The sequence below is a fragment of the Draconibacterium sediminis genome, from assembly GCF_000949475.1.
Classification (GTDB): Bacteria; Bacteroidota; Bacteroidia; order Bacteroidales; family Prolixibacteraceae; genus Draconibacterium; species Draconibacterium sediminis.
The window spans coordinates 2012152-2031975 of record NZ_JRHC01000001.1 but is presented as its reverse complement, the minus strand read 5'-3'; the positions used below and the strand labels follow the sequence as shown (position 1 = coordinate 2031975).

The 19824-nt window shown below is 39.1% G+C and carries 16 protein-coding genes and 1 riboswitch; of the genes, 2 read left to right on the top strand and 14 right to left on the bottom strand.

Translation table 11 applies throughout. The features are described 5' to 3' along the window. Positions 1-59 precede the first annotated feature (59 nt). From LH29_RS07950 to LH29_RS07920, 7 genes are all read right to left on the bottom strand, one after another. Positions 60-596, bottom strand: a complete 537-nt coding sequence (locus tag LH29_RS07950) for a helix-turn-helix domain-containing protein (RefSeq protein WP_045027498.1) — start codon at positions 594-596, stop codon at positions 60-62. Positions 597-617: 21 nt separating this feature from the next. Then, positions 618-1946, bottom strand: coding sequence for a replicative DNA helicase (locus LH29_RS07945; protein WP_045027495.1), 1329 nt, complete (start codon positions 1944-1946; stop codon positions 618-620). A gap of 4 nt (positions 1947-1950) precedes the next feature. Continuing rightward, positions 1951-2622 carry a hypothetical protein gene (locus LH29_RS07940; protein WP_045027492.1) on the bottom strand — a complete coding sequence of 224 codons (672 nt, stop codon included), beginning with the start codon at positions 2620-2622 and terminating at the stop codon, positions 1951-1953. A gap of 25 nt (positions 2623-2647) precedes the next feature. Further along, the gene (locus LH29_RS07935) at positions 2648-3115 is read right to left on the bottom strand and encodes a hypothetical protein (RefSeq protein WP_045027490.1); all 468 of its coding nucleotides are present in this window, start codon (positions 3113-3115) and stop codon (positions 2648-2650) included. Positions 3116-3204: 89 nt separating this feature from the next. After that, positions 3205-3645 carry a MerR family transcriptional regulator gene (locus LH29_RS07930; protein ID WP_045027489.1) on the bottom strand — a complete coding sequence of 147 codons (441 nt, stop codon included), beginning with the start codon at positions 3643-3645 and terminating at the stop codon, positions 3205-3207. 199 nt (positions 3646-3844) lie between these two features. Further along, entirely contained in the window at positions 3845-4576 is a 732-nt protein-coding gene (locus LH29_RS07925; RefSeq protein ID WP_045027486.1) for a hypothetical protein, read from the bottom strand. 2 nt (positions 4577-4578) lie between these two features. After that, on the bottom strand, positions 4579-5784 hold the full coding sequence (locus LH29_RS07920; protein ID WP_052670681.1) for a site-specific integrase: 1206 nt from the start codon (positions 5782-5784) through the stop codon (positions 4579-4581). Positions 5785-6276: 492 nt separating this feature from the next. Between LH29_RS07920 and LH29_RS07915 the strand changes: the two genes are divergently transcribed. Further along, on the top strand, positions 6277-7497 hold the full coding sequence (locus LH29_RS07915; protein ID WP_045027484.1) for a site-specific integrase: 1221 nt from the start codon (positions 6277-6279) through the stop codon (positions 7495-7497). A 973-nt stretch (positions 7498-8470) separates the two neighbouring features. On the opposite strand, the gene LH29_RS24545 is transcribed toward LH29_RS07915, so the two are convergent. Then, a complete protein-coding gene (locus LH29_RS24545; RefSeq protein ID WP_157493615.1) occupies positions 8471-8623 on the bottom strand; it encodes a hypothetical protein in 153 nt (50 codons plus the stop codon). A 542-nt stretch (positions 8624-9165) separates the two neighbouring features. Continuing rightward, a riboswitch (FMN riboswitch) is annotated at positions 9166-9287 on the top strand. Between the two features lie 99 nt (positions 9288-9386). On the opposite strand from LH29_RS24545, the gene ribB reads away from it, so the two are divergent. Then, entirely contained in the window at positions 9387-10055 is a 669-nt protein-coding gene (gene ribB, locus LH29_RS07900; RefSeq protein ID WP_045027477.1) for a 3,4-dihydroxy-2-butanone-4-phosphate synthase, read from the top strand. Positions 10056-10244: 189 nt separating this feature from the next. Here the strand turns inward: ribB and LH29_RS07895 are convergent, their stop codons facing one another. From LH29_RS07895 to LH29_RS07870, 6 genes are all read right to left on the bottom strand, one after another. Continuing rightward, positions 10245-11486, bottom strand: a complete 1242-nt coding sequence (locus tag LH29_RS07895) for a glycoside hydrolase family 140 protein (RefSeq protein ID WP_232302825.1) — start codon at positions 11484-11486, stop codon at positions 10245-10247. A gap of 175 nt (positions 11487-11661) precedes the next feature. Then, entirely contained in the window at positions 11662-12276 is a 615-nt protein-coding gene (locus LH29_RS07890) for an ankyrin repeat domain-containing protein (protein WP_082063479.1), read from the bottom strand. Between the two features lie 527 nt (positions 12277-12803). Next, positions 12804-14309 (bottom strand): sulfatase family protein, encoded by a 1506-nt coding sequence (locus tag LH29_RS07885; protein WP_045028995.1) that lies wholly within the window; start codon positions 14307-14309, stop codon positions 12804-12806. A gap of 285 nt (positions 14310-14594) precedes the next feature. Further along, complete coding sequence (locus LH29_RS07880) at positions 14595-15692, bottom strand: glycoside hydrolase family protein (RefSeq protein ID WP_052670679.1); 1098 nt, start codon at positions 15690-15692, stop codon at positions 14595-14597. A gap of 79 nt (positions 15693-15771) precedes the next feature. Next, positions 15772-17667 (bottom strand): sulfatase family protein, encoded by a 1896-nt coding sequence (locus LH29_RS07875; RefSeq protein ID WP_045027474.1) that lies wholly within the window; start codon positions 17665-17667, stop codon positions 15772-15774. Positions 17668-17682: 15 nt separating this feature from the next. Further along, a complete protein-coding gene (locus LH29_RS07870; protein ID WP_045027472.1) occupies positions 17683-19755 on the bottom strand; it encodes a sulfatase-like hydrolase/transferase in 2073 nt (690 codons plus the stop codon). Between the last annotated feature and the right edge of the window lie 69 nt (positions 19756-19824).

Below are 19824 nucleotides of genomic sequence, written 5' to 3'. Positions count from 1 at the left end.
GTGGTATTCTTTGCTGCGACTACAAATCACCTATTTGTGCAGCAAATCCGAAATGTGTCCTATGTTGAACTATTAAACGAGCTGTTGTGTTGGTCTTTGTCCTTCTTTGCGTTATTGATCTGGTTTACAATATTCTGGACAAAAGTAGAGTGGGTTGCCATTACTGAGTTTGACATATCGTCCTTTGTATCCTTTGCTCCGGCAACGGCCATTTTTTCCATCAGATACGGAGCGGCCACAGATAGGAACTGGATCAGGTCTTTGGTTTTAATACTGGCCGGATCATTCTTAAGCCGCTGCTCCAACAGGTTTAGTGACTTCAGAAAGGTTCCGCGGAGTTTTACAGAGATATTTTCCAGGTCTGCATCCAACAGAAGCTTTTTCCTTCCAATATCCGTTGATTCTGCAAATACAGCTGCTTTGTTATCCTTATACTCTTTCCAGTATTTCTTGTAGTAGCGTGCCATTGTGGAACGTGAGATCCCCAGTTCCCTGGCCGTTAGCGCCTGGTTTAGACCATTTGCCTCAAGAGCTCTCATATACCTTAACTTTTGCTGTTGAGATGATTTTTCATATTTACGTTTATCCTCACTCATAATTTTATCTTTTTTAGGTTATTAAAATTCCTTCTCAAAAACTTCCTCTGCTTGTTTAAACCGGGTCATCTGGTCGTTACACCGAATTTCGATGTCTCCCAACTTTCCTCTTCTGTGCTTGGCCATTTTTAGTTCGATTACGTTCTGATCATCGTCAGGCCGGTGAAGAAAGAGTACATTATCAGCATCCTGCTCTATTGCGCCGCTTTCCCTCAAATGCGACAGTTTTGGAGTTTCGCCCTCTGCTGTGCGATTTAATTGAGAAAGTGCCAATACGGGGATATTACGGGTCTGTGCGATCATTTTTAGTGTGCGGCTGATTTGTGCTACTTCCTGTTCACGGATAACCGATTTTTTCACGGGACTTATCAGCTGCAGGTAATCGACAATCACAAAATCACATCGCCCATGCCTGTGGTTTTCCCTAACAGTGGCCTGTACCTGTTCAATGTTCATTCCGCTGGCGTCTCTAAAGATTATTGGCAGATTTTCCAGTTCACCAACCGCTTTGTTGATCTTTTTCCAGGCACCCAGATCTAATTTACCATCGCGTATATCTGACCGGTAAATACCACTGACAATTGCCAAAAGAATCCGTGCCAGGTCTTCTTTTTTCATTTCCCAGCTATAGATGTTAACCCAGTTACCGGCGATTGCTGCCATTAGGGCAAAATGCAAGGCAAATGAAGTTTTTCCAACCCCCGGACGTGCAGCCAGTATTGACAAGTCACCAGCACGCCATCCTCCAGATGCAGTATCGTAGGCTTCAAAGCCGGAGGGAATACCTGGCGTTTGTCGTTCCTTTAACCGGGCGCAGTCCTGGTTCATTTCCTCAATGGTATTTTTCAGAACCTGGTGAATAGGCGTTCCCGAATCAACCACCGTGAAGATATTTTCAAGCTGTACACATGATTGTTGCCACTGCAAGCCTAATTCTTCCACATCTCTGCCGTCAAACGACATTTCGATAATTTGCGTTGCTTTAAGTATCGACTGCCTTTTATAATACATTTCAGCTATAATCCGGGAATGAGCCTGGATGTGAGCAGCAGAAACAACATTTTTAGTTAATTGAATAAGGTAACCAGGCCCGCCTATAGAATCCAACATTGAAGCATCCTTAAGGCTTTTTGTTATGGTTACCTGATCAATAGCTTCTTTTTTGGCTGCTTTCGCCTTGATGACTTTATAAATTTCCTGGTGAGCTTCCAGGTAAAAATGGTTAAAATCAATCAGGCCACTTACCTTCTCGTAAGCATCCTTCTCAAGCAGTAATGCACCTAAAACCGCGCTTTCGGCATCAAGTGCCTGTGGCGGTATTTTATCTGGTATTTCGTGTACTTTTTGCATATTCTTATCGCTCTAATCTTTTTTTTATTCTCGGTTCTGGTTTCTGTTTTTCCGGGTTACGATCTATAATTTCATCTTCCCAGTGTTCCCCATTCAAATAGGTAAGCGGAAGTTTTCTGTATTTCTTTTCAGGTGTTGACGCAACGTATTTTGGAACGTGTTCAAGAATCTGCATATGAACCTCCGGTTGTAAACTGTTCCATACCTTTTTGCATTGCTTTTTGCCCTCTTTCCTATCGTACATAGTCCAAAATCGATTAAATTCTTCTTCTTTTATTTCTTTTCCTTCTTGAACAGTGGCCCTTTGTTGGCCTTTTGTTGGCCCTTTTGATGGCCCAGCCCTGGTTGATGGAGTCTGATAAAGCCCCCAGTTATTGATGGTTATTACACTAAACTTGTTGGTCCTTTCAATGCTTATTTCTCCGGTGCTTTCGAGCTTTAAAAGTGCCCCGCGGATTTGCTTCTCCGTAAGCGATAATTCGGCTGCCAGTTTCCGCCTGCCAGTAACGACTTGTCCTGGCTTCAAATCCCGACCTTTCCAGTTAAACAGATCGTAAGTGGCTTTTATCAGGAGGTGGATAAATACCCGAAATACATTGGCATCAGTGTACCAGCGCCAGTCTTCGATCTTTCGGTAAAGCTTGATGAATGTTTCTTTCATAATCACTTTCTCCATAACTACAATAAAAGAACCTTGCCTATCAAATTAATCCGATGTCCGACGTCAATTCAACTTTCTCATCCTCATAAGCATTATACTCCTCAGCCAAACTATTATCAAGATCTCGTCTTAGCTCACGCATCATTGCTTTGGAATATTTGCTAAAATTTGACAATCTAGTGTCCAGTTCGAGCATCGCCTCCAAAATATAACTCGCTGGTGCGCATACGTCAGAATCGATGTAACCTCTATCATACAACCACCTATAAATGAAATGAGTACTGATCCTGACTCCAGTCTTTTTTGTAAAATGTTTTGCGATCGATTTTAGATCAATCCTGTTCATTTCATGTTTCCAATAAGCGTTGGTAACCTCTCCATAATGTTCCTCTACTCGTTCCCTCTCCTTCTCCAACAGATTTATAATCCATTTTTTTTCTACTGATCCTTGTTTAAGAGAAGTTTTTTCCTCGCCTTGTGGCATGTTGCTTGATTTTTTTTCTTTCATGTCATTTAAAATTTATCTTTTAATAATTAGTATTACCGACCGCGGTGTGCGGCTCCGGCTGTTGTTGTTTTGTTATTGAAATGCATTAGCTATCGTAGTCTTTGAAAGCTTTCGGCGGCATCGAGGATTTCACTTTTCCAATATCGAATCCGGCTATTAATCCTTAGTGGATTGAGTATTCCCTTTTCTTCCCACCGGATCATGGTAAGTACTGTTTTGACGTTTAGAAGCCGCATTGCCTCTTTCCGTGTAATCAGCTTGTCCTCCTCTTCCGAACTGTCGGAGGATTCATCTTTTGAAATTGGTGGTAAATTTGCTACGTCCGTGGATCGGATTACTCCTGATTCCCGAATTACGGTTTGGAGATCTGTATTAGAGTTTTTTACCTCAATGGCTTTTTGTACCATTGAATCCATAAATGCTCTATCTGGCATTCCTTCAGTCTCTTTATGAAACTCGTAAAGCTCTCCTGGCGAAAACACCAAACGAACATTTTTGTAGTCTTTTAATTTGAAATTTGATTTGTTCATAGCATTAATATCTCGCGTTTTGATCAAAATTAAAGCACCGATAAATCAAAAGAAATAGGACCCCTAACGGTTACCCCAATGGCTATTAATGAATCCCCTAATGATTACCCTAATGAGCATCATTTTTACTAATGGGGATGAGATGACATGGTAATGATTCATAAAAAAACCGCTGAAGAATAATCAGCGGTTTATGATTCTAGATTGCGGAATCGATGCAGTCGTCTGGATTTATTGGCGTCTTCCCGGTGAAGTATCGTACTAGCGATCGTCCAAACTTTTTTTTGAAAACAAAAGCCGAATGCAGATAGATTGCGGTCTTTTCATTCGAGGCAGGGAAATGTACTTCTCCGTCCTCTTTTAATTTCTTGAATAAACAGGCAAATTGATTCTGTGTTCCATTGAAATTTATCGGAAAACTAAACGGTTCACCAAACACAAACTTACAGAACTCTTCCTGAGGTGTAAAATATTGCTTCAAATTATTATAATGGTCTTCCTGAAATCTTTCCACAAAAATAGGTCTGAGTAAGTGAAAATCTTTCCATTTAGGTGGTGTTGGCCTGGGAGGAGTTGTCTCGGCTCCTTTTTTTTCTTTAGCAATTTTTTTAATTACATCATTAAACAAACTTATTTCATATAGAGAAATAAAGTTGCCTTGATCACCTGCTTCAATGCCATATTCATTCCAAGAATAAGGGTCATACAATCCCACGATACTATCCATAATCCAACCCTGCATCTCGGACAACATTTCTACGCAACCTTTTTTGAAATCATCAGATGCTATCCCTTTTCTTTCTGCCTTTTCCCATTCTTCTTTTAGGTAATACTCCATAAATTCATACCCACGAGCTAATACATCCATTAATATTTTCTCGTAATCTAACTCTAAAGGTGATTGGTCGTCGGTATTGACGTTTTTTTCCATATTTAAATATTATAAATTTTCTCCCAGTGCTTTTCCAGCTTCCTTGCATGTTCTTCTTCAGATACTTTTATGTATCTTAAAAACGAATTTAAAGTTTTATGCCCTGTCATTTTCATAATGGTAATAACCTCCACATCCTGGTTATATAAATTCGTCGCAAAACTTCTCCTGGCAGTATGGCTGGTAACCATCTCCCACTTTTCGAGTGTTTTTTCCGAGTAAGTTCCTCCCTTGGTTATTCCTTTTATCTCCTTCTGGCGAAGCCGTGCAGCTTTGGCTATAAGTTTTAAATCACGATTGAATGGTTGATTTGCTTTGGGTGTAGGAAGATTCCAGTCGTACCGTTCCAAAATTTCTTTAACTATTGGGTGAAGTGGAATAATTACACGCCCTTTTGTTTTGGCCTGTTTGAAATAAATAAGATTACCTTTAATATTATCCCGGCTTATTTTGTAAAAGTCACCAAATCTGGCACCAACCCAACAGGCGATCACAAACAAATCCCTGGTATCATAAAGCCATGGATGTCTGTCCAGGTTTACCTTCGAAATCCTCGAAACTTCTTCTTCGGTCAGATATATGCTATCACTTTCTTCTGTTTTTAATTTAAACGTTTTGTAATCGGAATAAGGATTAACTTTCTCAATTTCGGCTGCACTTGCCATGGCTTTAATCACCTTCATTCTATCGAAGATCGTATTTTTAGCCAGTCCTTGCCTTTCCAACTGTCTGCTATATTTCTTCATAAAAGCCATATCAAGTCCTTTCCAATCCAATTCGGGATCAAACTCTTTTAGGCTTTTCAGCATTGCTTCATATTTATACCTCGTTCGCTTTGATACATTTATCGAGGCAATATGTCGTTCTGCCCAGTCATATATGGCTGTACTATTCAGTTTTTCGTATTTCTTTGGGAAACGATATTGATCAACAACAGATAAAAGCCATCCCTTCGGATATTCATTCGTTTTCAGGGATTCTTCAAAAACATGGCTTTTTAACTTCTGTAATCTGTTTTGTTGTGCATCTTTGCCTTTAAAATAGGCTTTTGTAAATTCCTGTTTTTCGAGGCTCCAGTATTCAAGTTTGACAGTTTCACCAGTGGTTGTAGATTGGTCTGTTTTACCAACCTTAAACCGAATCCTTATAAATACGTCTTTAGTAGGATCAGTTGTTTTGGTTAATACTTTAAAATATACCTTTGCCATTCGATCTATATTTGCAACCAAAATACAAATACAGGGTATGACTTCAAAAATTCATACCCTAAAGTTATGAACAAAAGTGAATTTAACTAAATAATTACACCTACTTTAAAATACTCTATATCAATATTATGTCTACTTTAAGTGCAGATTTTAATTTACTACAATTCATTTATATTTACCTAATTTAGTCTTGTTCTGGGCACGACTTAAGAAACTAAAAAACAGCAAAAGCGCTTAAATCATTGATTTTAAGCGCTTTTCTTTTTTAGTAAAATACCAATAAAGGCCATATATAGCCTTATTTGGAGGGACCACAGAGGGACCATAGCAATTTTCACAAATCCATGGTCCCTCGAAACTCTATAATTATTTGATTTTTAACATTTTATTTGGTTCTTTTTGGTGCTGTTTACTGTTTTAATTTTACTCAATATTCAGTAGTTTTAAGCATCAACCGGAATCATTTATTAACAATTTTAAAAGGAGGTAATTATGAGAGTTATTATCCATTTTTATCCTCGAAAATCGAGGTTAAATGATGATGGTCAACTGCCCATCTATGTTAGATTCACGGTTAAATCAAAAAGAGTAGATCTTTCCACCGGATTGTTTATTCAACCCAAACATTGGAGTGATGCAAAAGGAAGAGTTAAAGACCGCGCTCCGTATGCTTACAATGTCAATGAAAGACTTGATAAACTAAAAACCGAAATTCAAGACTATTTTAATCAGCTAAGATCAAGCGGAGAAGATTATTCGGTAAAAACGATCAAAGATTATTTATTGCAGGTAACTAACTCAAAGGGGATATTAGAAATCTTTGATTATTACCTTGAAAGTATCCTTGCCAAATTAAATAAAGGATACTCAATGGAGACTTACAAACACTATAAATCGTCGAGAAAAAGACTGGCAACTTTTATCCGATTTAAGTATAAACAAAATGACTTCCCTGTAGAAAAAATAAAATTTGCATTTTTAGATGCTTTTGATGTTTATCTCAAACAAAAATTTAAAGTCCATCAGAATACGGCATGGAACTACCATAAACATTTAAGGAGAATACTAAACCTGGCTATTTCTATGGAGCATATTTCAAAAAATCCATACAATAAGTATAAGGTAGGACTTGAGCCAACGCACCGGGAAATTCTGACGATTGAAGAACTTACACGTTTAGAGGAAAAGGAAATACAGATTGAGCGCATGTCAGTTGTTCGCGATATTTTTGTTTTTGCATGTTACACTGGGCTCTCTTATTCTGATATTTATAAACTAAACAAAAGTCATCTGCATAAAGGAATCGACAAAAAGGACTGGATAATTATTGACCGGACCAAGACCAGTAATCGTTGCCGGATTCCATTAATACCTGAAGCAAAAAGAATCCTGAATAAATATTCGAACTATCCTAAAAATGAAAATAGCGGAAAATTACTTCCGGTTTTAACTAACCAAAAAATGAATAGTTACCTTAAAGAATTGGGTGATATCTGCAACATAAATAAGGACATTACTATGCATATTGCCAGGCATACTTTTGCAACTTCTGTAACATTGGCAAACGGAGTTCCAATTGAAACTGTCTCGAAAATCCTTGGACACACATCGTTAAAAACAACCCAGATTTATGCAAAAGTTCTGGATCAGAAAATCTCAGAAGATATGGATTTGCTTCAAACAAGACTTAGTGAAAAGAAAAAAGCAATTTGATGAATAACATTTCAATTTCCGTTGCTTAGATCGCAACGGAAATTGTATTTTAAAATCGTTTCATATTTCCTCAAAAACCTTAATTCGAAGAATTAATCAAGCTTTTAATCGCCAGATTAAAAGTCCTTGCCGGACAGGCACAAGGGATTTTGTGAAACAAAATCACATCTTGCCAATCCCTCCCCCTCCAGCCATTACATAGATTTCGGTGGTAACGAATTAGTAATCCCAATAGATTCTTTCATTTTCATATGGTAAAATAAAATATTCCCTAAAAGAAGAGAAAAAAAGAAAAAAAGAGAAGAAAGCCCGAGGACTGCCATCCGGGGATAAACGGCAAGGCTGTCCCGTCTCTTTCAACTATAAATTCAAATTTTTATGCCCATAAAGCGGGGCATTTATTTAGCCTTGCGGTTTAACGGGCGTGGGCTTTAGCGGAGGCTGGTGATCTTTGGGCGTCTTTTTTTTGTTTTCAACCTAAAAAAAAACAATGAACTGTCAGGTAGTAATGCCTGCAGGCTTCGGGAAAGTGCCGGACATGAGTGAAACGTAAGGATGGCTCTATACATGCGGTACCTAAAGGTTTTTTTCACTGAACGAACGAGACCAGCGACTGTTTCCGATGAGAGGGTGAACAGATTTAGGGAGAGTCGAAGACTGGCAGGAGAAAAGACCGTGGCAAAAAAAAAATGTCTAGGATTACCTTTTAATACCACATGTGCTCAGTCAGATGATAAGAGCAGGGATGGAGGTAAGTATAGCAAAAAGAGATGGTCTGCCAGTATCCTAGCTACGGATTTCAGAAATAACGTATGAGCATTATCATGGATATTTTCCCGCATCCAACCGCTCCGATGAACAGAACAGATCCAAGTATCGTTTTCTTGCTGTTTCTTTGTCTCTTGGCATAAATCAAGAGGTCATGAATCAGTGGATAATCAAGCGGATCAATATAAAAGTGTGAAACAAAGACTTATTTCCCCTGATCTTCCAGCCAGTTTCTGCTTTCTGTGAAATTAAATCGTAACATCCCATCTTTAAACAGAGTAAATTCTTTATTCGGATTCCGAATAATCTTTGTCGTTGTTGATGTGGAGGTGACCTGTGGATTTCTTTTGCTTTCCATTATTAAAGTTTTTATGGTGATCCTGTTTATTCCTGTTTGATCTATTTCTAATGTTTTCTTCCATGCCGTCGCAGTTCCGGTATCACTTCCAGTCGTAGTTCTGGTATTACTTCTCGTCGCACTTCTGATATCAGTTCTCGTCGCAGTTCCTGTATCAAATGTGGTACAGGAAACTTTCCAACTGGTATCAGGTTTCCGTAAGAGATATCCCAATCCCGAAGCTATTTTATATATTTTGCATAGGTATTGGTAGAACCGCTATGCGCTAAAAACATCACCTCCCCCTTGAGAACGGGAAAAGGATTCCGAAAACGGTTTCTATTCCATAGCTAAAAAAGTGCGAAGTGAAGACTGATATGATATGGCGTGATACTGACATCATCAGCAAATCGTTCAAATAAAGTGGTTTGATGTTTGATATAATTCATTTCCTTCGTTCAAACTCAAAACAGTTTTGAATATGTTGCATGTAATTCCTATGAGATCTTACGAAAGTGTTGATAGATTGATAAAAATGTAAAAATAATATATAATTTTGCGCTGATTTTCTTCGGGGCAGGGCGCAATTCCCTACCGGCGGTAAAAGTCCGCGACTCCTTGAAAAAGGACTGATTTGGTGAAATTCCAAAACCGACAGTTAAAGTCTGGATGAGAGAAGAAAACAAATAATGACAATTACAATTGATTCGATCAGTTGTATAATTGTTGTTAATCAGATTTGCTCCGAAGATTTAATATTACTAATCAATAAAAAGGAGTAAAGATGAATGGTTTGGATTCGTTTGGAAAAGACAGCAACACAAGAGTTGAGAATGCTGTTAAAAAATTACAACAAGGTTTTGGAATATTGCTTGTAGATGATGAGAATCGTGAAAATGAGGGCGATATCATTTTCCCCGCTGAAAAGATGACAGTAAAAGATATGGCTTTAATGATTCGTGAGTGTAGTGGAATCGTTTGTTTGTGTTTAACTGAGAACAAATGCAAGCAACTTGGTTTGAGGCAAATGGTTGTTGAAAATACGAGTAAAAACCAAACAGCATTTACTATATCTATTGAAGCAAAAAATGGAGTAACTACAGGAGTTTCAGCAGAAGACAGATTAGTAACTATAAAAACAGCAATTGCTCAAAATGCCAAACCTGAAGATTTATCACACCCTGGACACGTATTCCCATTATTGGCACGTGGAAATGGAGTTTTTGAAAGACGAGGACATACGGAAGGGAGTGTCGATTTGATAAAAATTGCAGGATTAGGAGAATCAGCAGTTTTATGCGAATTAACAAATGAAGATGGCACAATGTCAAAATTACCTGAGATTTGCAGATTTGCAGAAAAACATAAAATGAGTGTGGTCTCGATTGAAGATATTTATCAATATCGTGAGATAACAAATAATAAGAAAGAAAAACTAGAAATAGCTAATTAAAAAACAGTTACATATTATCGAGTAGACGCATCCCGACCAAAATACCGGGATGTACCTCATTTTATATTAGTTTTTCAGGTTACTCCGGGCTTTCGAAACCTCTGTATTATATATTTTGCTATTCCTGTTGAATTTAAACGCAAAAGACTCCGTCTTTGCCTGTAATTGCTATGACTACTGATATTGATATTACTCATTATAGAACTTCGCAATATCAAGTTTTTCGCCGGTAACGATTAAAACAAAATCACACCCCCAACCTTCTGCCCATGGTTTAAATACAGGTTGAGAATCTCTTCCGTATTGATCAATGTACTTAAATTTTCCGCTACGGGGATTAAACCAATAAGTATAAACAGTGTTTGATTTCATCCTTGACAGATCAAGATCAATCTGTTTCCCTGTTGGTGTGTACGCTAAAATAAAGTCTCTTTCCTTACTAATTGACGCAATTATATATGATTCATTTTCTGCGTTTTCATTAAGAATCAATGACGAGTCATAATTCATATTTTGCCAGGGAAATAGCTCAAACATCTTTCTCATAAATCCCATTTGCGAAGATCCAGGTAGGTTAAGAGCAACTTTCCAGTCGGTACGCGCTTGTAAATTAGGCTGTCTGTAGATATCATACATTTGCCATATATCGTTACAACCGTAAGTATAACCGGCGGCCCCGGATATTATGCTCCAATAAGCTGAAACTCTTACATCGGCATCATCCAACCATCCAAATTTTTCTTTCTCCCAAAACCGATCTTCTATATTTTCATATCTCGCTTCACCATTAACGGTAGGCTTGTCTGGTGATTTCTCCCTCGCCTTTAATACATATTGATACTCTTTAACAAGTCTGCTATGGCCACTCTGAAACATATCGAAGTCAAGCCAGTCTTCATTAAAATAATCAATCGCATTTTTACCTCCTGAAGGATGATAAGTAATCAAATGTGTTGAGTCTGTTTTTCGAATACCTTTTGCCATTGAGCGTATAATATTGAAATGCTGCTCATTTTCAGGCACGCGGTCTCCTCCCAATATCCAGATAATGTTATTATTTGACTTGTATCTCCCTGCCAATGTTTGTCCATAAACTTCTGCATTTCGTTCATCAAAAATAACCGGTCCAACACCCCAACCTTTATTAAATTTATCTCCCCAGGTTGGCAGTAATCCCACATAAAGGCCAAGCTCTTCTGATTTTTTTACGACATAGTCAACCAACTCAAAGTATGCAGGGTTCAATTTTTCTGGATCGTAATCAAATAATGGGTGCTCACCATAGGCATTTGGGGTATTAAGACCGTCCAATTCGGCAAGAATTACTGTTTGTACAACTGTAAATCCCTTTTTAGCCCTATCTATCAGATATTGATCAATTTCTTCTTTATTACAACGATGAATCAATTCCCATGCTGTACCTCTAACCAAAAAAAAGGCTGATTATCCTGAGTTACAATAAATCTTTGATTGTCCGATATTTTTAAAACCGGTAGTTCTTGTCCTCGTGCATCAATCAGAAATAGTCCGAATAGAAGAAATACTATTCCTTTCAGGTTTAAGGCTCTCATAATATTCGTTTAATTGCTTCGCAAAAATTGACTTCTTATTTTTTTGATTTTATGTATTCAACGACAGCAGTATGTCCTTTTGAACTGGCAAAATCCAAAGAAGATTCGCCATCAACATCGACCATATCAAGATCGGCACCATAAGCAATAAGTGTTTTTAGAACTTCCAGCTGCCCCTCTGATGACGCCATCATAGCAGCTGTCCAATTTTCTTCTTTCTCTATCAAATTTGGTTCGGCTCCAGCCTCCAATAAGGTTAAAACAGTGTTTACAAACGGGCCTGTTGATGCGTACATTAGGGCCGTTCTCTCGATTTCGTCGGTAAAATTTACATCTACTCCTTTATTAATTAGAAGCTTCACAATCTCAGTATTTCCATTGTAAGCAGCCAGCATTAAAGCCGTTCTTTTATTTTCATCAACAGAATTAGGATCAAATCCATTGTTTAGCGCATCTTGTACAATTTGTGTATTTCCTTCAAGTGCAGCCTGAAAAATTGAAGTTGTGTCAAACTGTATTGCCTCTGCTTCGATTGAACCGATATCCGCTATTTTTTTTTCATTCCCCTTATCGCTCCTGGTATTCGTTCCGCATGATAATATTAGCAGACCGAGAATAATTAACATCGTTACTATCTTTATTTTGTTCATGTATAGGTGATTTTATGATTTCGGATATTGTATATTTATATAAATATCTAAAATACAACTGTCTTTTGATTTACCATCCTCAATTTATGTATATAGAATTATTTATTTCCTTTCTATATTACTAAATTCTCGTAACGAATTGAATTAACACTACTTATTTGTTATTTGGTGTTTCCAAACTCTCAAATCACTCCTCAGTTACTTAATGCCTAATTCCCTAGTAGTTATTATTATCGAAACATCCACAATTCAAAATGAGAATCGTTCCATCCTATTTCAAGTTGATAGAGATTTGCTTTAGGAAGATTTTGTGCTGTCCTAGATCAATAATAAAGTCAACACATCTAACAATTCCTAATTAACATTTAAGTCAACTTTAGATTCCATGATCTATGCACATAATTCCTGTATTGATCAAACGAACCAAGGCATCCGATTATTAGTTCCTACTTTTTGTTTCGAGTAATTAAATTAAAAATCTGCAAACATCAGCAGCTAGCCTTGCATTACGTTTAACAATAAGTAACCTACTCCTTTACCTTATACTTCTCCTTTAATCTATTCAACTCTTCTTTCATATGCTGCACAGTTTGAGTATATTCAGGATTGTCATATAGATTATTCATCTCTGCAGAGTCCTTCTTGAGGTCATATAGTTCCCACTCCTCGTCATCAGGTGTATCATTCCCATAAAAACGAATCAATTTGAAGCGCTTGCCTGAAACACCTTCGTGCTTGCGAACACTATGCGCTCCAGGATACTCGTAATAATGATAGTAAAGCGATTCGCGCCAATCCTCAGGCGTTTCTCCTTGTAATAAAGGAACCAGACTACATCCCTGCATATCCCCAGGAATATCAACACCAGCCAAATCAAGGAAAGTCTCTGCAAAATCGATATTTTGAACCAAATCCATGTTCACGCTTCCAGGTTTAATGTGATCCGGCCAGCGTGCCAATAAGGGTGTACGGAAGGATTCTTCGTACATAAATCGTTTATCGAACCAACCGTGTTCACCATTATAAAAGCCCTGATCGGAAGAATAGAAAACTACTGTATTATCACCAAGTCCGCTTTCTTCCAAAAAATCTAAGACACGGCCTACATTTTCGTCCACTCCCCAAACACAACGTAGAAAGTCTTTCATATAGGACTGATATTTCCAGCGCACCAGTTCTTCTCCTTCCGGTTTATTGTTTTCGAACCACTCCTGTCGATTATCATACATTCCGTCAGGCACACCGTTGCCTTCTTCAAGCTTCAGATCCCTTTCCAGGGTCATATCCTTATCAATCGACATTTTTTGTTCGTATGCCGCAGTAGTGCGTGAAGCATAATCATCAAACAAATTATCCGATTCCGGCAAAACAACATCTGCATACTTGCTCATATGCCTTTTAGCCGGTATCCATGTGCGATGTGGAGCTTTTTGATGTATCATGAGCATAAAGGGTTTGCTTTTGTCCCGTTTGTTTTTTATCCAGTCTAAAGCCTTATCCACAATAATATCAGTAACGTATCCCCGAGTATCGTACTTGCCGGATTCGTTAATAAACTCGGGATCGTAATATTTACCCTGACCCGGTAACACATCCCAGTAATCGAAGCCTTGCATCTTACCATCTAAATGAATCTTACCGATCATCGCCGTTTGATACCCATGCTGTTGCAATAGTTTTTGAAACTGCTGCTGATTATGGTCAAACTTAATACTTGATTGATTAAGATATTTGCCATGAACATGACTGAATTTTCCGGTCAAGAGTGTTGCCCTGCTCGGGGCACAAATAGAATTTTCAACATAGCACCTATCAAATCGCATACCTTCATGAGCAAGTCTGTCGATATTTGGTGTCGGATTTAAATATGCAAACCTCCCACCATAAGCACCAATGGTTTGATACGAATGGTCATCGGAAAAAATCCAGATGATATTAGGTTTTTCTTTGCTGCTCCCATATATTTTGCCCCCATATGCAAACGGAAGAATGGCAAAGAAAATAAATATGTATAATTGATAAATCTTTGACATTTGTAACATCTATTTAGGAGAAGTTTCAAAAGATGTTCGCCGAAGAATTGTAATGCCTAGCGGCACTAAATTTACCTTAGCGGTTTTGCCGGAAGTATCTAACATTTTACCTTCTAATTTTACCGGAGTATCGGCATAAGGATGTAATTTGTCAATTAAAAGACCGAAATCGTCGGTTCGAATCTAAATTAGCGTCAGTTCGATGTAAAAAAAGAGGATTATTCATTCCTGAAAAATTAATGCATTTTTAGGTCATTCGTGTTACTAAATCAAAAATAACTTTCTCTATCTCAGTTCTACGACCTTGTTCCTATTGCAGAATAGCTTTCCATCCAATACTTCCAATTCTGCCATCTGAAGTACACTTTCTCTGTTTTTGAGTGGTTGATCAAATATCCGAACTCGTTCCTCTCCATTTTTCTGCTCCAGATCATACCGGCGCCAGGGTTCCACATGATAAAAAATGAATGCACGGTCGTCTTTTACCGCAACGCTGCAATGCCGTGCCATCGAATTATCCAGATTTCGTGAGCCACCTTCTTTTAATATTGTACCCTGAAATTTCCAGTTTTCGGCGTCAACGGAACTGTAAACAAAAAAGCCGTCATGCGGATCGGTAATCAACCAATACTTACCTTTCCACTGAAAAATATAAGGTGCCTCTTCGAAATTTGAACCGGTTGCTTCGGCATTAAATACATCGCTTTTTGAGAAACCGGCTTCTTGCCAGTTAGTAAAATCCGTAGTGGTTAAATGGTAGAGTTCATTTTTCTTTGCTCCTTTTTCTTTTCCTTTAAACCAGACGTGAAACAGACCATTATTTCTATAAACCGTCGCATCGATTGTGTTTAATGTTGAATCGTGCAGTGCTGTAACTTTTTGCCATCCATCAACGGGGTTATTAAGAGGTGTTTTATAATGTACAATCCATCCCCTTCCTCCCCACGCTCCCTGAGTTGGGATGGTGTCGGGTTTCCACGTAACAAACATGTGCAAAGTATCGTTGGCCGAAATAATTGCAGGCGCCCAAAATGTTGACGATGCATCCTTTTCGCCACCAACACCATCGAACTTGCAATAACCCTTAAATTCCCAGTTTAGCATATCTTTTGAAACAGCCACTCCAATTGGTGTTTGCAGCCAGGTATTTTCCAGCATCGGACGACGCGCTGTATAATAAATGAACCACTGCTGCTCGTATTCATTCCAAATGATCTCCGGATCGCAGGATCCCTGATAGTTTGGATCGATAAAAATTGGAGCAGGCATAGCTACTGGATTCGTGCGACGTACCTGACATTCTCCTTTCTGATAAAACATCAATAACAAAATCAGTATTAATAGGACTTTATAATTGGTCATTTTTTCAATTTTAATACTCATAAATGAAATTTTTATTCAGTACAACTTAGATTTATCCTAAACAGACTTACTGAATATTTCCATCTTTCTCATCTTCCGTTTATTCTCCGTATTCATAATTATTAGGCACCAAATTCAAACTTCCCAAAAAATCCATACACGCTGCTTTTACATTATAACTTCTGTTGGGCAAATCATGAACCGCCGTAATGGTTTGAATAAATGGCTCCTTATTTTCAATGTACATCAGGAAATTGATGGTTAACAGAGCGATATCCATATTCTCTGACCGGCAACTTTCAGCAAGAATATCTTTTGCCTGCCCGTTATTCCACTGTTGGTAAGCAATTGCAGCTGCCCCGATCCGAACCAAAGCATAGTCATCATTCATTGCTTTTTCAATGTTTTGGCGATAAGATTCCAGTGTTTTGGCTGGCTGGCTGCGTAATCCCATAATTGCCCAATACCGTACAATCCGGTTTTCACTGTTCAGAAGTTTAACCTGTTTTTCGGCAAAACTTTGCCCTCTTTTCCCCGACAATGAAGCAGCGGAATAAATCTCCTCAAAGGGATATTCTTTCTTGTTCAACCGGTACTCATATGGTGTAGTGTTTTTTGAAATTAGCCCAATTTCGTATTCAGGTAAAAACATCACATCCCGGGCATTCAGTAAGTTTTCGTCCAGTTCCTTTCGCATCCTTTCGAGTACGGTTTTGTATTCCGGATCTGAAACCAGGTTTTTTGTCTCCCAAAGATCATTTTCAATATCGAATAAATATTCATCCGGTCGGGGTTCAAAATAACTTTGCTGAAGCGAATCGAGCAATCCTTCGCGGTAATCGCTTCGCATTTGCTGAACAATCTCTCCAATATACATGTATCGGATGTAACGCCCCTGCGGGATAAAGGGCAGGTAATTGCGTGAATAAATGTACCGGCCATCCGTGATAGTGCGTACCATATCAATTCCATTGTCGGACCGATCGGCTGATAACAGCAAATGATCGGTGGTTTCATACCGATCTTTTCCCATCAGGATACGGCCTTCCAAATGTTCCGGAATTTCTCCGCCGGCCATGCTTATCAGCGTCGGGGCCAGGTCTTCAAAACTTATCAGCTCATCAGTTACAACGCCAGCTGTTCCCCACGGCGACAGATGTTTATACATTTCAGGAAACCACACCACAAAAGGCACGCGGTAACCATAGTTTATACCGTTGGTTTTTCCACGTGGTTCACCTTCACCATGATCGGCATAAAAGAAAATAATAGTGCTGTCGCGTAAATTATCCGCTTCAAGCCGATCAAGCAATTCTCCGATTCGCTTGTCGGTAAGCGAAATTGAATTGTAAACACGTGCAAAATGTTTACGCATTTCAGAACTTTCACGGTAAATGGGCGGCATCTCAAAACCATCTTCGGCAATGCGTTCATCCTCATCCAGCTGATTCCATACATTTTCGGTATACCATACATAGGGCATGGTCATGGTTCTTGACTGGTGTGATTCGTTAAAATTAAAAATGGCAAAAAATGGCTGCCCCGGTTTTCGGTTCCACCACCCTGCTTTTCCCGAGCTTTCGTTCCAGGCTTCGCGAATAAAATCCTTTGCATTTGCAACATTATAGTCGGTTTTCGAATTGTTGGACACATAGTAGTCCTGTTGTTGCATGTAATACGGAAAACCTTTTATTGATTCGGGAACAGGATAATTGCTTCGGTGATTTCCGGTGCCGGCTTTAAAAGTTCGCACTCCGGTAATTATTGTACTCCGGCTTGGAGAGCATACCGTTCCGGTTGAAAAGGCATTGGTAAACCGAACTCCTTCACTGGCGAGCTTATCAATTGCCGGTGTATGGGCATCCTGATTTCCGTAACAGCCAAAAAACTGAGGCGACGAGTCTTCAATGGTTATCCAAAGAATATTCGGTTTTTGTTGTGCCGCCAACGACAAGCATCCTAGCAGCGGTATGACGAGTAACTTTCTAAAATTCATCCTCTGCTCTTCGTGTTAGTCCATAAAAAATACGGTGGACGGGATTTGTTGATCTGAAATTTCCGGGCCACTCCATCTTAAGTTGATTTTAGGCTGACTACCTTTTTTGCAAAGATAATAGAGTTGGAAAGGATGCATTCCTGCCTGTAGCCTTATCGTTTCAGAACGGATTTCACCAGCACTATATCCATAATCTTCGTCAATAACATTACAACCATGCAACTTTAAAAAAGCATTCGACTTGGCATCCATTTTTAGCTGGTATTCACCATCAGCGGGAGCTTTGATATACCCGGAAAAACAAACAACGCCATTCTGCTCATCGGGAATTCCTTCAAAAACAAGCTTTTCTACAATGCCTCTTTTCTCTTCAGATAAACCCGACACATCGGGTACCCAAGGAAACTGTCCGGGATAAAAAGCCCATTTTATTCCGGGTAACTGATTATTGCTTTTTACCGCAGGAATCAATTCGTTGTCATAGGGTCGCGGGGCGGTTGCATCCGGCCTTCTCGACTGAAGCACTTTGTCCTTCATTTCTTGCTGAACTAAATCCATCCCCATGTTCAGAGCCAGGTTTGTTGTCTGCTGAGGATCATTGTTCACATTAAAAATCTGAAAATCATCGTTGTGTGATTGTATGTCGTAACGAAGCCCTACAAGGTCGCCAAATCGGATCATTTGCATTTGGTTGCGCCTTCGCCCCTGGTGTTCCTCCGTAAAATCAGCATATTTTGGTGTATTTCCTTTTTGAAAATATTCCACATAAACTAAACCCTCTTTTTGTTCGCCACCCCCGGTAAGCGATGGAACTAATGAAACACCGTTAGTATTTACCGGTGCCGGAACTCCCGCAATTTCGGCAAACGTTGGAAGCCAATCGTACGAAATACTAGGTGTATTTATTATTTGTCCTGCGGGTATTTTACGGGGCCACCAAGCCACTACCGGTACACGTATTCCCCCTTCCATACAGTCACGCTTAATCCCATCGAACGGCCCGTAACTTTGGAAAAATTCAGGACTATAACCTTCTTCAAGATATGACTCTTTCGACGGGCCATTGTCCGAGGCAAAAATAATGACGGTATTTTCGTCTATATCCAAATCTTTTAACAATTGTACCAAATCACCCACTGCATCATCGATGCGGCGTGTACTTGTGGCGTACCTTTTATATACATCCGGCCACGGTACTTCGGGCGTATCCTGATTATTATCATCGTCCCAGGTCGCATTCATATAATCCGGGTGAATGTAGCTATCAACTTCTCCGGAAGCAGTGTTAATCATGTGTCCGGCTTCACCTAGCCATTGTAAGCCTCCTTTCAAACCTCCTCCTTCTGGATAAGCCTGTGTCGGCAATTCCAGAACGGCATGAGGAGTATCGAAAGCAAGATATACGAAGAATGGCTTGTCTGCCTCTTTGTCCTGTTTCTGATCAATAATCCACTGCTTAGCGGCAGCAGTCCACAAATCTGCGGTGTAGCATTTATCTAAACCGGCGGATACTTCGTTATAATCTTCATAAACCTCTTTCCGACCTCTATACACACCTTCTTTCGGATAATGTTCATGTCCGTCACCATGCCTAATATAACCATAATAGTAATCAAAACCCCTTTTATTTGGGTGGGCTGGCCAGTCCGGGCCTTTTCCTTTTCCCTGGATGCCCCACTTGCCAAAAGCAGCAGTATTGTATCCGGCGGCCTGTAATACTGTTCCCAAGGTATGGTTGTCTGCCAACGCCTTATCAAACTGGTTATCCCGAACGTTTGCATGCCCCTGGCTTAGTCCGGTTAGCAGCGACCCCCGTGACGGCGCACAAACTGGTGCTGCACAATATTGTTGAGGGAGCAAAGCCCCTTCTTGTGCCAATATATCCAACTTCGGCGTAAAAGCCCAGGGATTATTCCGCTTGTTTTCTTCACCTCGTTTATTTTGAAACATGGCTCCCATGTCGCCATAGCCAAAATCATCAGTAAACACCAGGATGATATTAGGTTTTACAGATTCTGATTTTTGGTCCGTTGAGCAGCTAAATAAACAAATGGACACGATTATAGCTGTCAAAATTGTTTTTCTCATAAAAATATTCTTTTCAGGATTTGAATCTTAATACAGTATAAATTTGTCTTTTTAACAAAAACGATTAAC